Raw genomic sequence first — 14,193 nt, 5'->3', positions numbered from 1 at the left:
AAGAAAAAGAGCCTGAATATAGGCTCTTTTTCTTATTTCTCCTAATTTAAACTTTTAACGAGCCACGAAAACCTCTGGCAGCATAGTAAGAGTCTGCTCCATTGTGGTACACGAAAACATGGCCAAAGCGATAATCGCAAAATAGAGCACCACCAAGCTCTCTAATATCTGAAGGTGTTTGTACCCAACTCGATGATTTCATATCAAAATCTCCAAGTTTTTGTAACTCTCGATATTGTTCTTCCGTTAATAACTCAATACCCATAGCGGCCGCCACATCAATAGCGTTATTTTCTGGTTTATGTTTTTTTCTTGATTCTAACGCTTCAAGATCATAACAAAGACTTCTGCGGCCTTTAGGACTCTCCTTTGAACAATCATAGAAAGTATATTCGTCCTTTTCTTCATCATAACCAACAACATCCGGTTCACCACCAGTTACTTCCATTTCGTTAAGTGACCACATTTTTTCATTATTAGTAGTCAGCTTCGCTTCAACTTTAGCCCATTCAAGACCTTCATGGCGGTTCATGTTTTTCTCAAAACGAGCTTGCAATACTTTCAATAACTCTTCACGTTTTTCTACTAGTAAGTCATTTTTATTTCCTGTCATATTAGTCCTCCCTGATGTATGTACTGATAGTAGTTTAAGTATATATTTTATAATAAATCATCTCAATATGAAGACCGTTTCAACCTTATGTCTTGTACAAACATCCCTTACAAAGTCCTAAAACCCTCCATACTCTCTCCAAGAATATAGTGTGAAAACCACATCAAGTTCTGCTTCATAATAGCCACATGAACTCCTGGTTGGTCAGAACTATATGCCATTCCTTTAAATATAATTAATTCTGTATCAACTTCCATATCCATTAATCCTTGATATAGATCATATGCATTTGTAATTGGAATTCTTGCATCCTTTTCCCCATGTTGAATTAAGGTAGGCGTACAAGCTGATTTAATATACGTCATAGGTGATGTCTTCGTATATATCTCTGGATCATTCCATGGAGTATTTCCTAAATACATTCTAATAAAGTAAGGTATATCTGTATTTACATAATGGGTACTCCAGTTAGTTATTCCACCGCCAACTGAAATAGCTTTAAACCGACTACTAAACGTAGAACAGAAAGCTGATACATATCCACCGTTGCTCCATCCCATAACTCCTACTCTATCCTTGTCTACCATCCCTTTTTCTACTAGTTCATCCACTCCAGATATAACATCATCGTAGTCAGCAATCCCCTGTTTTCTATAGTTAGCTTTTAAAAATTCATTACCATAACCTGAACTTCCTCTGTAATTTGGTTCTAAAACGATAAAGCCTTTTTCAACAAACTGTTCAATCGGATATTTCTCATTGAAGCAGTCTGAAAATATCGGAAAAGATGCCCAAGCCGGACCGCCGTGAATTACTACTAATAAAGGATATTTTTTATTAGTGTCCAACTCTACTGGCGTTGATAAAACACCTTCTATTTCAAGACCATCGCTACTTTTCCATGAGATGATTTCCCTGTTACTTCTAAGTTTCCCTTTGAAAAAGCTATTTTCATCCGTTATTTTTTTATCGTCTAAATAGATTTCAAAGGTTTCATTTGTTATAGCCTTATTGTAGGATATATGTTTGCCATCCTTTGTTATAGAAGCATCCATTATAAAGCCATCTACTTTTTCGCTTAATATTTCCACAGTGCCATCTTCGGCTAGCAATCCAATAAGATAATTCGTTTTATTCTGCCACCTAATTAAAACCCCTTTAGCTGCCCACTGTAATGGCATAACCGTACTATCAAAATCTGTTAAAGGTTGAATTAGCTCTCCGGTATTTATATCATATATCTCTAACGTACTATCTTGTATATGGTTTCTATAGTAACCCTTCTCTCTTATGCTTGCTGTGTAACATATTTCACTGCCGTCAGGAGAAAAGCAAACACTCCCTCCCAACAACTTATCCACATTCAGCTTTTGTAGCTCTCCAGCTTTAATATGGAGTATGTATAGATCTCCATTTATATAATCTGCCATATTTGAGCTTGGTGTCGCCATAAATACAACCTTTTTACCATCATTTGAAATATCAAATTCATGGATATGAAAATCCTTACCATCCGTTAATTGATAAACAACTCTGTTCTCGTGTTCATCTGTATCACTTTGTATCACCTTCTCTATTTCAATGTAATATAAACAATTATTCTGGTGTTCCTTACCTATATGTTGAAAATCTCCATATAGATCCTTACATTTCTTTATCTCCTCACATTCTTTTGACTGCGTAACATAATAAAGACCCTTGCCAGTAGGACCCCATTTGAATGTACTGACTCCTTCTTTCTCATCGGTAATTTGAACCTCTCTATAACCATCTAGTGACTTAACAAATATCTGATTTTTCCCATCACCAACTGGACTAAGATATGCGATACACCTAGCATCTGGAGACCATAATGGGTGTGTACTATCTATATCACCATTTGATAATGGGTAACTCTGCTTCTTATCTTTTTCATATATCCATACATGATTCCTATATGTATTGTCTTTCCAATCAGCCGTCTTCTTAACAAATGCTACGTTTTTACCATCATCACTTATGTTTGTACTTGATACGGTTGGCAATGAAATAATCTCTTCTATACTTAGATATGTTTTTTCATTCACTTTCATCAATATCCCCCCTTGAAATGTCCATAAATCTCTCGTCTCTTTTTGCCGTAATAAAGGAAATTGTTCACGAATACTTAAAATGATAACGGAAAATTCAGATAAGTAAAAGTGAAGTCGATAAAGTAAAACTTTAATTTATGGAGTTCTATCCACTTACCAATTCTAAATGTTCTTTTTCGACACAAAAACACCCCTTTTAGATACAAATTTGTAAATTTATTTTAAAGCTATAACTATATATTGGTTTGGAATAAAATTTGATAAAAATGAAGTCACAAATCTTTATTTAACAACAAAAAAATTCATTTTGAAAAAACGATTGATCAAAATAGAATCACTCTTTTTAACTAAGTATGAGATTTTTATAAAAAAATTTTAATCAAAACTCACTTAGAATCTTTACTTGAAGGAATAAAGCTTCGCATCTTTTTTGTGAACATCGTTAAACTAAGATAAATTTTGACCGTATCTGTAATTAATTGTAAAATATTATACATAGAAAGGTATTATAAAATAAATATAGAAGGGGTATGTTTTTTAGTTTTAAAGGGGCTAAAGCACATCTATTTTATGTTTTGAAAGGGAGAATTGAAAAATCATATGAAGAATTTCAAAAAGAGTACAGGTAAAATTTTACTAGCATCTGGATTAGTAGTTTCTATGTCAGCTTGTAGTGTAACAAATTTATTTGGAGAAAAAGAAAAAACAAATGCTGAATCTGGTAAACAAGAAAGTAAAGAAACTAAGACAGAAGGTAAATCATCTGAAACAAAGGAAAAATCAACTAACTCAAAAGAAGAAAGTAAAGATGTTAAGATGATTATGGTTTTGCCTGAGGATTACCCACAACTTATGGTAGACATTGAAGAAGACTTATTAAGACGTCTAGATTACTATGATGCTTCTGTGAGGGATAATAAAAAGGGAAGTAAGTCAAATGAAGAGGTACGAGATAGTATTAAAGACTTAGATAAAGTATTTAATAAAATAGAGCGTATAGATGCACCAGGAAAATACAAGGAAGATCATAAGGAAATTGTAAAAGCTGTTCAAAAGTTAAAAGAATCTTTCAAAGAAGTATCGAAGTTATTTGATTACTCTAAAACACTTAAAGATACGGATGATGCAATCATAGATAAAGCAAACAATAAATTAGATGAAGCAAAACGCATTTGGAAACCTGTATTTAATAAGTTAAAAGCGGAAGCTAAGGGTGGTTCAACAACTACTTCTACAACAAGTGGTACTAGTTCTTCTAACTCACCGAGTTTATCTAGTGGTAATACAGTTAAAACATACAGTACCCAAGATAAAACTGGTATATTCAAAGGAAAAATTGATACACCAGACGAGGATTCCGCTAAGTTTAAGAATGTACAGAACAACTATAAAGACGGTACAGAGCTTGTAGGTAATTGGGGTATTGATTACGGAGACGGAGTCAAAACTACGTTAGTCCTAAAAGCAGATAAGACATTTGAAACATATGCAAATGGTTCTTATCCAAATAAAGATAATTACTTAACAGGAACATACCAAGCAGACGTTTCTTCCCATCAGTTAACGCTAATGGTGGAAAAAGGAACTCAAAATGGTCAAGAAGTGAAATTGGAAAGACCTATTTATTCATCATATGAGGTTAAAAATTTAGATGGTAAAGTGTTACAGATTTTCCACATAGACGAACAAGTAACAATTTGTTATGTAAAACAATAAATAACTAAAAAAACTCTGTAAAATGATTTTTACAGAGTTTTTTCTTAGTTTTAATTTATTTCAAACGTATAACTATACTTATTAACCTACCAATCTCCTACTCAACAGTAACAGACTTAGCTAAGTTACGTGGCTTATCAACGTCACACTCGCGGTGAAGTGCTGCGTAGTATGAGATAAGTTGTAATGGAATAACTGCTACTAGCGGTGCTAGCGCTTCGTGTACAGCTGGTAATACGAAGCTGTCTCCTTCCATTTCTAAGCCTTTCATTGAGATGATACATGGGTTAGCTCCGCGTGCTACTACCTCTTTCACGTTGCCGCGAATTCCAAGGTTTACGTGCTCTTGTGTAGCAAGTGCGATAACTGGTGTACCATTTTCGATTAAAGCGATTGTACCGTGTTTTAACTCTCCTCCAGCGAATCCTTCTGCTTGGATGTAAGAGATTTCTTTTAGTTTTAACGCACCTTCTAATCCTACGTAGAAGTCTACGCTACGTCCGATGAAGAAACAGTTACGCGTTGTCGCTAAAAATTGTTTTGCTAATGCGTCCATTTCTTCTTTTTGATCACAAAGTTCTATCATTGCATTTGCTACAAGTCCTAGTTCGTGTGTTAAATCGAAATCAAGAACTTCACCTTTTGCTTTAGCAATATCAGCCGCTAAAATTGAAAGTACTGCAAGCTGTGCTGTGTAAGCTTTCGTTGATGCAACTGCAATTTCTGGTCCAGCGTATAACGGAAGTGTATAATCAGCTTCACGAGAAAGCGTAGAACCAGGCACGTTTGTAATTGTTAATGCTTTATGGCCCATTTCATTTGTTTGCACAAGTACTGCACGGCTATCAGCTGTTTCACCACTTTGTGAAATGTAAATGAAGAATGGTCTTTCTGTTAATAATGGCATGTTGTAAGAGAATTCACTTGCCACGTGTACTTCAACTGGCATTTTTGCAAACTTCTCGATAAATTGTTTTCCAACAAGACCTGCATGATAACTCGTTCCACATGCAATGATGTAAATACGATCGCTATCTAAGATCGCATTGCGGATGTCTTGATTTAATTCAATTTCGCCATTTTCATCTTGATACTTTTGAATTATATTACGGATTACAAGTGGTTGCTCATCGATTTCTTTAAGCATGAAATGAGGATATGTTCCCTTTTCAATATCACTTGCGTCTAATTCCGCTGTAAACGGTGCACGTTCAATCGTTTCACCTTGTAAGTTTTTAATTGTAATACTTTCTTTCGTTACGATTACGATTTCTTTATCCATTAACTCAATAAATTGATCTGTAACTTGTAACATCGCCATAGCGTCGCTTGCCACAACATTAAAGTTGTCACCAACACCTACTAATAGCGGGCTTTTGTTTTTAGCAACATAAATCATGTTTGGATTTTCAGCATCAAGTAATCCGATTGCATAAGAGCCATGTAAAAGAGATAGCGTATTACGGAACGCTTCTTCTACACTTAATCCTGTGCTCACTTGTTGTTCCATAAGCTGTACGATAACCTCTGTATCTGTTTCACTTACGAACGTTACATCTTGTAAATATTCCTTTTTCACTAATTCATAGTTTTCAATTACACCGTTATGAACTAATGTAAAGCGTTTTGATGTACTTTGATGCGGATGCGCGTTTACTTTACTTGGAACACCGTGTGTAGCCCAGCGTGTGTGTCCGATACCCACGCTTGCTGCTACGTTCTCATCTACGATTTCACGAAGTTTTGCGATACGGCCTTTTTCTTTGTATACAACAACACCGTTCTCTGCTTGTACTGCAATACCTGCTGAATCATATCCACGATATTCTAGCTTTTCTAAACCTTTTAATAAAATTTCCTTTGCATCTTGCTCTCCAATAAATCCTACGATTCCACACATGTTTAGTCGCCGTTACAAATGCTTACACTGCTCTGCGAACATGTAACGACATAGTCCGATACCATTTTTATTTATACTAAAAAACGGATTACATATTGCTAGCCCTGTAAGCTTGTAACGGCTTTCACCTTCCTCTCGATTGGGTTTAAGTCCGTATATACTTATACAGCTAGTTTTCATCCGTTCCTCTTCTCTCATCACACTTTCACCTTTGTCCACTAAGTCACCTTAATGATTTAAGTAAAAGCTTGCGGTTGTGATGAACAACCGGGAGTCATCCGCCGAAATCTCGATAAACCCCACCTCGTCAACTACACTATTTGTAGTTCTGGCGCTTTTATAATTTACAATATTTCCTTTGAGAAAAAGAACAAGACCATCTTATAACAAACATGGATAAACCGTCAATGAAATTTTTTTCATCGTCTATAAAACATATGAAAAAGGAGCACTTTTTGTGCTCCTTTTTCATATAAATTCAGCTAATTATTCAGCGCCAACTTCAGCTTTCACAACTTCTACAATGCGATGTACATATGCATCACAAACTTCTTGTGTTGGTGCTTCTGCCATTACACGAATAAGTGGCTCTGTTCCAGATGGACGAACAAGAATACGGCCATCACCGTTCATTTCTTCCTCTACAACACGAATAATTTCTTTAATTTTTTCATTTTCTAATGCTAATTTTTTATCTGTTACACGAACGTTTACTAACAATTGTGGGAATTTCGTCATTTCTCCTGCAAGCTCAGATAATGGCTTTTTCGTCATTTTCATGATGTTTACAAGTTGAAGTGCACTTAACATTCCATCACCAGTTGTAATGTAATCAAGTAAGATAATATGGCCTGATTGTTCTCCACCTAGATTGTAACCTCCACGCTTCATTTCTTCCATAACGTAGCGGTCACCAACTGCTGTTTTATCACTTGTAATATTATTTGCTTCAAGTGCCTTGTAGAAACCTAAGTTACTCATAACAGTTGAAACAACTGTATTATGTTTTAATTGACCAGTTTCTTTCATATATTTCGCACAAATGAACATAATTTGATCACCGTCAACGATGTTTCCTTTTTCGTCTACAGCAATTAAACGGTCGCCATCGCCATCAAAAGCAAGTCCGATATCCGCACCTTTTTCTTTTACCAATTCAGCTAAGCCTTCTGGATGTGTAGATCCTACACCCTCATTAATATTCATACCGTTTGGAGAAGTTCCCATTGTTGAAATATCAGCTTCTAGGTCTGCAAATAAGTATGGAGCTAGAGAAGAAGTTGCACCATGTGCACAATCTAAAGCGATATGTAGGCCAGAGAAATCTTCTTCAACAGTTTGTTTAATGTACTGTAAATATTTTTGTCCACCTTCAAAGTAATCGCTCACTTGTCCAAGATTAGTACCTGTCGGACGTGGTAGTTCATCAACTTCTTTGTCTAATAAAGCTTCAATCTCAGCTTCTTGCTCATCTGTTAATTTAAAGCCGTCTGAACCAAAGAATTTAATACCGTTATCTTGTACTGGATTATGAGATGCAGAAATCATAACACCCGCTTGTGCATCTAGTGCTTTTGTTAAATAAGCAACGCCCGGTGTAGAAATAACGCCAAGGCGCATTACTTCTGCTCCAGTTGATAATAGACCTGCTACTAAAGCTCCTTCTAACATATGACCAGATACACGTGTATCACGACCGATAATTACTTTTGGACGATCTGTATCTTTTGTTAATACATAACCACCAAAACGTCCAATTTTGAAAGCTAATTCAGGTGTTAACTCCTTATTTGCAACTCCGCGTACTCCATCTGTACCAAAATATTTACCCATTATGATTCGCTCCTTTTTCTTGCTCTTTTTGATTATCTACTGTTGGTTCTTGACTCGTTTCTTTATCTTTATCTTGATTTTGATTTTGGTTTTGATTCTTTTCCTGTTCTTTTTCTGAATCAGGTTCAGGATTTTTTGGTTTCTCATTTTGATTTTCTTGATCCGTATTTGAATCCGGTTGTTGACCGTTACCCTGTACTTCTTTATCTGGTTTTTCTTTCTTCACAATAGTAACTTTAGCACTTTTTTGTTTTGGCTCTATTGAAATATTACCAGGACCGCTCACTTGAATGGAAATATCTTTCGTCCCTGAGGATACATTTTGCAGATTAATTACCGCTGTTATTTGAGCAGCTGTTATTTTATCTACTATACTTGCTTCTCCTGAAATATCAACACTTATCTTTCCATCTTGCGGCGAAAGTAGCTGAGCAGTAACATCTTTAGACAGTCCATTTTTCTGGATTGGGATACCATCAATCGTTTTTGTTTTCGTTTGTTTTGTTTTTTGCACTCCCACCGAAACCTTCACTTGATTCGGTTTTGCACTTGTTACACCCTTGGGTAATAAAACAGAGGCATCGAATGTTGTAGACTCTGTCAATTGACTAAGATCTACTTCGACCCCCTCTAGCGATTGTATATTATCCAAAATATCTTTTGGACCAGCTATCGTTACTTCTCTCGGTTCAACACTGATATTTGTAACCGCCAATCCTTCTGCTAAACTCCCCTTCTTCGTATACGTTACAGGAACAGTTTTTTCAGTATTATTGGCTGTAGTTTGCGTTGCCACATTCAACGTTACACTAATCTTAGATGGACTTGTTCTTACATTTAAACGTTTTCCTTCTTTATTGTATAATGTAACTTCGGGCGTTTTTGTAACAGTTTTATTAACACCTTTTAAATCAACATACGCTTTGGCAGAGGAAATGCTTTCAATTTCTTCTTTCGTCCCAACTACCTCAACAGTATCCGGTTTAAGGCTTGATTTTTCTAGAGTAGCCCCCGCTGGCATCTGATCCTCATTTGATAATTTCAGATCTACATGAACATATTTTCTCGCCTTTTCATGAAGAGTAACTTTAATTGTTGATGGCTGAACTGTTCCTTTCACATCATCTGGAAGCCCGTTCGTTTTTAAAGAAATCTCATAAGTTCCTTTTGGACTATCTCGCAAATCAACCGGTATGTCAAATTGTTTTTTTGCTTTTGCTGTAGCAACTGATGCTTTTGGGCCTTCTAATTTTACTTTAACGCCCTCTGCCGGAATACCACTTACAATATATTTCTCCTCATCATACTTAAGATTAATAGCATAATTAGTTAATGTTTCTTTCGTATCATTTGCAAAAGGTAATATACCTGATGTCGTATTTTTTTCAGTTAACGTCGCTGACATAAAAAGCATACACGCCAATAGTAATGAGATCCCTTTTAAAAACCAATGATTCTCCATTAACTTATCCATGACGCTTTCTCCTCCAATTCCATAAAGACGAAGAAGTCGTTTTTTCGTTTCCACTAAATTCAGCTAATAACATATCTTTCAGCTGTTCTGTCTTCAAATCACGATGCAACTTACCATTTTTCGTTAAAGAAATTTGACCAGTTTCTTCAGACACAACTACTGTAATACTATCAGTAACTTCACTAACTCCCATTGCAGCACGATGTCTAGTTCCTAATTCTTTAGAAATAAACGGACTTTCTGATAATGGAAGATAGCATGCTGCTGCTTTAATTGTACTTCCTTGCATAATTACCGCTCCGTCATGAAGAGGTGTATTTGGAATAAAAATATTAATAAGTAATTCCGATGATACGTTTGCATTAAGCGGAATACCCGTTTCCACATAATCACCCATACCGGTCTCTTTTGACAAAGTAATTAATGCACCAATTCTACGTTTCCCCATATATTCGGTTGCTTTTGCTATCGCTGTTGCAACCATTTCAGGTTCATCATCCTCATGCGTTCCAACACGCGAAAATAAACTCCCGCGCCCTAGCTGCTCAAGTGCTCTTCGCAATTCTGGCTGAAAGATAATAATAACGGCTAAAAATCCCCACGTTAATACTTGTTCAGTTAGCCAAGATAGCGTACGCAATTCAAGGAAAATACTGATCATCTTAACGACGATAATAACTGTAATCCCTTTTAAAAGTTGAACAGCTTTCGTCCCTCGGATTATAAGAATTAGCTTATATATAATAAACCATACAATGGCAATATCTAATGCCGTACTAAGATATTTCAAAATGGTCGTATCTTCAAAAGGCATGCTATCCCTTCCTCCTACTTACGAGCAATTCTATCCATATATTGAAATATTGTTTTATGCTCTATCTGTATGTATTTCCAACAACTAGTTAATTATACCATACATGAAACAAACGACAATTACAAACAACCCCCTTTAGCTCAAATTGGTAAGATGTCAAACATTTTTATTGTACAGTATAATATAAATCATTATTATACGCTTATTTTCAAATAAAAAAAGCAACTTCTCAGTTGCTTTTCTTACATTTATTTTAGTTTTTCACCGAATAAAGAACCCATTAAAGCAACTGCTGTTGTTGCCGTTCTATTTCTCTCATCTAAAATCGTATTTACCTCAACAAATTCAGCAGATGTGATAATATCAGCTTCTGCTAACATTTCCATCGCCAAATGACTTTCACGATAAGATAGACCGCCAATTACAGGCGTTCCAACACCTGGTGCATCATGAGGATCAAGACCATCTAAATCTAATGATAAGTGTACACCATCGGTATGAGATAAATATGCGATTGTTTCTTCCATCACAGCCGTCATCCCCATACGATCAATTTCATGCATTGAGAACACTTTAATACCTTCATTGCGAATGAAGTCTTTTTCTCCTTCATCCAATGCACGCGCACCGATAATTACGACATTCTCTTTTTTCACCTTTGGATATGCTCCGTATAAATCTACAAGTGAAGAATGTCCATAACCTAAACTTGCTGCAAGTGACATACCATGAATATTTCCAGATGGTGAAGTTTCCTCTGTATTTAAATCACCGTGTGCATCATACCAAATAACGCCTAAGTTTTTATAATGTTTTGCTACACCAGCTAATGTACCGATAGCAATACTATGGTCACCACCTAATACAAGTGGAAAACGACCTTCTTCTATAATATGATCCACCTTACTTGCTAATTCATTACATACAGTTGCAACTTGTGTAAGGTTTCTTAATTTTGTATTTTCATCTATCTCTTTTTCTCTCTCTATACATATATCTCCCATATCTTTAACGTCATATCCAATTTCTTCAATTCTTTCAATTACCCCTGCATAACGGATCGCGCTCGGTCCCATATCAACTCCACGACGCATCTGTCCTAAATCCATTGGAACTCCAATAACTGAGATTTCTTTTTTCATAGATAGTATCCCCCTTTTATGCCTTCACTAAATATTTTAAATCTTTTATATAGTCTGACTCAACTCGACATTTTTCTGTATGGATATACAATTTATTCACTTATATTCACGTTGAAAACCAAATTTTAAGACTATTCTATGTATAAAGTTAACTTAATGAAACAATCGCAATCACTATTATTAAATAATAATAATAAAACACTCCTATATTTAGAAGTGTTTTTCTGATGCTATTTTCCATACTGTTGCAATATTCTTCGTTGTCATTTCAATATTTTCTTCTGCTACTTTATATGCTTCTTCTAGTGTCATCGGTCTCGTTGTGATACTAAATACCGCATCTATTCCTTTCTCGTACACAGCTGAATAATCAGATGATACAGACCCTCCAATAGCAATTACAGGCACAGAAAAACGTTTTGCACGCCCCGCAACACCCACAGGAGCCTTTCCATATGCAGTTTGTTTATCTATTCTACCTTCACCAGTTATAATAAGATGTGCATCTTCTATATGTTTATCGAAATTTGTATAATCTAATACAATTTCAATGCCCCTACGCAAGTCTCCCTTTAACACTGAAATAACAGCCGCTCCCATTCCTCCCGCTGCCCCTGCACCAGGTATTTCAGATACATCAAAAGATACATATCGTTTAAGCATATTCGCATAATGTTGTAAATTCTCATCTAGCTCTTTCATCATCTCTATATTTGCACCCTTTTGTCTCCCAAATACGAAAGATGCTCCCTGCATTCCGACTAATGGATTATCCACATCACATGCCGCTTCTATCTTTACCCCCTTTAAGCGTGGGTCCATTCGTGAAAAATCAATAGTAACAATCGAGTGTAATGTGCCTCCAGATGGATCTATTACTTCACCCTTACCATTTATAAACCTTACTCCTAAAGCCGCTAACATACCTGCCCCGCCATCATTTGTAGCACTTCCTCCAAGTCCTAAAATTATGTACTCCACTCCTTGATCTAGCGCATGTAATATAAGTTCTCCTGTTCCTTTTGTCGTTGTAATAAGTGGGTTGCGCTTTTCAACTGGAACGTGCTGTAATCCTGATGCTGCTGCCATTTCAATAAACGCTGTCTTTTTATCTTTAGAAATGCCATAAAAAGCTTGTATACCTTCTCTAAGCGGTCCTGTCACACTAATTGATATAATTCTCCCCCCTGTAGCATCAACAAGTGATTCAACCGTCCCTTCTCCTCCATCTCCAATTGGTATTTTCACATACTCTGCATTAGGAAAAATTGCTCTAAAACCTCTTTCAATAGCTCCACATACTTCTATAGCTTTTAGGCTTTCTTTATATGAATCAGATGCAATAACAACTTTCACAATTATCTCCCCATCCCTTATTTTTACGTTTTCTTCATTTTAAACGACAAGTATAAAAGTTGTCTTTTTAAACACAAAAAAAGCTTACATCGTATGATATAAGCTTTTTTATTTAGATGGAGCCTAGCGGGATCGAACCGCTGACCTCCTGCGTGCAAGGCAGGCGCTCTCCCAGCTGAGCTAAGGCCCCTTATTAATTAAGCGGAAGACGGGATTCGAACCCGCGACCCCAACCTTGGCAAGGTTGTATTCTACCACTGAACTACTTCCGCAAAAATGATGAGCCATGAAGGACTCGAACCTTCGACCCTCTGATTAAAAGTCAGATGCTCTACCAACTGAGCTAATGGCTCGTAAATGGCTGGGCTAGCTGGATTCGAACCAGCGCATGACGGAGTCAAAGTCCGTTGCCTTACCGCTTGGCTATAGCCCATTAATATTTACTAGTATGGTTATCTTTTCAAAAAAATAAACCCTCTCAGGTTATTTTAAAGAAAATGGTGGAGGGGGGCAGATTCGAACTGCCGAACCCGAAGGAGCGGATTTACAGTCCGCCGCGTTTAGCCACTTCGCTACCCCTCCGACATTTTAAATATATATGGTGGAGGATGACGGGATCGAACCGCCGACCCCCTGCTTGTAAGGCAGGTGCTCTCCCAGCTGAGCTAATCCTCCAAAAGTGGTGACCCGTACGGGATTCGAACCCGTGTTACCGCCGTGAAAGGGCGGTGTCTTAACCACTTGACCAACGGGCCAAAAAAGTTTTAAACCTATTCCCAAGCTTCCAACCGGGCTTGAACCGGTGACCTCTTCCTTACCATGGAAGTGCTCTACCAGCTGAGCTATGGAAGCATAATGGCTCCGCAGGTAGGACTCGAACCTACGACCGATCGGTTAACAGCCGATAGCTCTACCACTGAGCTACTGCGGAATAATATTAGCCTGGCAACGTCCTACTCTCACAGGGACAAGGTCCCAACTACCATCGGCGCTAGAGAGCTTAACTTCCGTGTTCGGTATGGGAACGGGTGTGACCTCTCTGCCATCATTACCAGACTTTTATCATTATAAACATTTCTTTCGAAATGTCAAGAAGAAATTTTAATATATATTCCTTCAAAACTAGATAACATTTGCTACATATTATATGGTTAAGTCCTCGATCTATTAGTATTCGTCAGCTCCACATGTCACCATGCTTCCACCTCGAACCTATCAACCTGATCATCTTTCAGGGATCTTACTAGCTTACGCTATGGGAAATCTCATCTTG

10 protein-coding genes, 9 tRNA genes and 2 rRNA genes (1 of these 21 cut by a window edge) are annotated in these 14,193 nt (G+C 36.7%); 1 reads left to right on the top strand and 20 read right to left on the bottom strand.

The features are described from left to right. Positions 1-46: 46 nt before the first annotated feature. Both MHH55_RS29190 and MHH55_RS29185 read right to left on the bottom strand, forming a co-directional pair. Complete coding sequence (locus MHH55_RS29190; RefSeq protein ID WP_048538436.1) at positions 47-613, bottom strand: DUF4256 domain-containing protein; 567 nt, start codon at positions 611-613, stop codon at positions 47-49. A gap of 107 nt (positions 614-720) precedes the next feature. Then, positions 721-2,685, bottom strand: a complete 1,965-nt coding sequence (locus MHH55_RS29185; protein WP_139362462.1) for a prolyl oligopeptidase family serine peptidase — start codon at positions 2,683-2,685, stop codon at positions 721-723. 588 nt (positions 2,686-3,273) lie between these two features. Here MHH55_RS29185 and MHH55_RS29180 point away from each other — a divergent pair. Continuing rightward, positions 3,274-4,401 (top strand): DUF3994 domain-containing protein, encoded by a 1,128-nt coding sequence (locus MHH55_RS29180; protein ID WP_074553711.1) that lies wholly within the window; start codon positions 3,274-3,276, stop codon positions 4,399-4,401. 97 nt (positions 4,402-4,498) lie between these two features. Here the strand turns inward: MHH55_RS29180 and glmS are convergent, their stop codons facing one another. From glmS to MHH55_RS29090, 18 genes are all read right to left on the bottom strand, one after another. After that, positions 4,499-6,301: a glutamine--fructose-6-phosphate transaminase (isomerizing) gene (glmS, locus tag MHH55_RS29175; protein WP_000334163.1), complete on the bottom strand. Its 1,803-nt coding sequence runs from the start codon at positions 6,299-6,301 to the stop codon at positions 4,499-4,501. Positions 6,302-6,313: 12 nt separating this feature from the next. Next, complete coding sequence (locus MHH55_RS29170) at positions 6,314-6,499, bottom strand: hypothetical protein (RefSeq protein WP_001206405.1); 186 nt, start codon at positions 6,497-6,499, stop codon at positions 6,314-6,316. Positions 6,500-6,787: 288 nt separating this feature from the next. Next, positions 6,788-8,134, bottom strand: coding sequence for a phosphoglucosamine mutase (glmM, locus tag MHH55_RS29165; RefSeq protein ID WP_000521476.1), 1,347 nt, complete (start codon positions 8,132-8,134; stop codon positions 6,788-6,790). After that, positions 8,127-9,608 carry a CdaR family protein gene (locus MHH55_RS29160; RefSeq protein ID WP_000359601.1) on the bottom strand — a complete coding sequence of 494 codons (1,482 nt, stop codon included), beginning with the start codon at positions 9,606-9,608 and terminating at the stop codon, positions 8,127-8,129. Before MHH55_RS29160 ends, glmM begins: the two co-directional genes overlap by 8 nt. Further along, on the bottom strand, positions 9,601-10,422 hold the full coding sequence (gene cdaA / locus MHH55_RS29155; protein ID WP_001115697.1) for a diadenylate cyclase CdaA: 822 nt from the start codon (positions 10,420-10,422) through the stop codon (positions 9,601-9,603). Before cdaA ends, MHH55_RS29160 begins: the two co-directional genes overlap by 8 nt. Before the next feature lie 248 nt (positions 10,423-10,670). Then, positions 10,671-11,564, bottom strand: coding sequence for an arginase (gene rocF / locus MHH55_RS29150; protein WP_000711563.1), 894 nt, complete (start codon positions 11,562-11,564; stop codon positions 10,671-10,673). 210 nt (positions 11,565-11,774) lie between these two features. Beyond that, on the bottom strand, positions 11,775-12,920 hold the full coding sequence (locus MHH55_RS29145; RefSeq protein WP_000869587.1) for a glycerate kinase: 1,146 nt from the start codon (positions 12,918-12,920) through the stop codon (positions 11,775-11,777). A gap of 117 nt (positions 12,921-13,037) precedes the next feature. After that, a tRNA-Ala gene (locus MHH55_RS29140) sits at positions 13,038-13,110 on the bottom strand. A 10-nt stretch (positions 13,111-13,120) separates the two neighbouring features. After that, positions 13,121-13,192, bottom strand: a tRNA-Gly gene (locus MHH55_RS29135). Between the two features lie 8 nt (positions 13,193-13,200). Further along, positions 13,201-13,273: transfer RNA gene (locus tag MHH55_RS29130), tRNA-Lys, on the bottom strand. Between the two features lie 5 nt (positions 13,274-13,278). Continuing rightward, positions 13,279-13,353 (bottom strand) — tRNA-Gln (locus tag MHH55_RS29125). 65 nt (positions 13,354-13,418) lie between these two features. Next, positions 13,419-13,502 (bottom strand) — tRNA-Tyr (locus tag MHH55_RS29120). A gap of 17 nt (positions 13,503-13,519) precedes the next feature. After that, positions 13,520-13,595 (bottom strand) — tRNA-Val (locus tag MHH55_RS29115). A gap of 5 nt (positions 13,596-13,600) precedes the next feature. Continuing rightward, positions 13,601-13,675 (bottom strand) — tRNA-Glu (locus tag MHH55_RS29110). Positions 13,676-13,699: 24 nt separating this feature from the next. After that, positions 13,700-13,772: transfer RNA gene (locus MHH55_RS29105), tRNA-Thr, on the bottom strand. A gap of 4 nt (positions 13,773-13,776) precedes the next feature. Beyond that, positions 13,777-13,851: transfer RNA gene (locus tag MHH55_RS29100), tRNA-Asn, on the bottom strand. Between the two features lie 9 nt (positions 13,852-13,860). Further along, positions 13,861-13,976, bottom strand: a 5S ribosomal RNA gene (rrf, locus tag MHH55_RS29095). 91 nt (positions 13,977-14,067) lie between these two features. Further along, a 23S ribosomal RNA gene (locus MHH55_RS29090) occupies positions 14,068-14,193 on the bottom strand; it runs 2,796 nt beyond the window's last position.

This window comes from Bacillus sp. FSL K6-2944, assembly GCF_038005385.1.
Taxonomy (GTDB): Bacteria; Bacillota; Bacilli; order Bacillales; family Bacillaceae_G; genus Bacillus_A; species Bacillus_A cereus.
The sequence above is the reverse complement of the archived record's forward strand: the minus strand, read 5'-3'. Positions and strand labels throughout refer to the sequence as shown.

Bases quoted from the DNA above. Each gene is read 5' to 3' on its own strand.
- MHH55_RS29190 (WP_048538436.1), bottom strand. From the start codon at position 613: ATGACAGGAAATAAAAATGACTTACTAGTAGAAAAACGTGAAGAGTTA.
- MHH55_RS29185 (WP_139362462.1), bottom strand. From the start codon at position 2,685: ATGAAAGTGAATGAAAAAACATATCTAAGTATAGAAGAGATTATTTCA.
- glmS (WP_000334163.1), bottom strand. From the start codon at position 6,301: ATGTGTGGAATCGTAGGATTTATTGGAGAGCAAGATGCAAAGGAAATT.
- MHH55_RS29170 (WP_001206405.1), bottom strand. From the start codon at position 6,499: ATGAGAGAAGAGGAACGGATGAAAACTAGCTGTATAAGTATATACGGA.
- glmM (WP_000521476.1), bottom strand. From the start codon at position 8,134: ATGGGTAAATATTTTGGTACAGATGGAGTACGCGGAGTTGCAAATAAG.
- MHH55_RS29160 (WP_000359601.1), bottom strand. From the start codon at position 9,608: ATGGATAAGTTAATGGAGAATCATTGGTTTTTAAAAGGGATCTCATTA.
- cdaA (WP_001115697.1), bottom strand. From the start codon at position 10,422: ATGCCTTTTGAAGATACGACCATTTTGAAATATCTTAGTACGGCATTA.
- rocF (WP_000711563.1), bottom strand. From the start codon at position 11,564: ATGAAAAAAGAAATCTCAGTTATTGGAGTTCCAATGGATTTAGGACAG.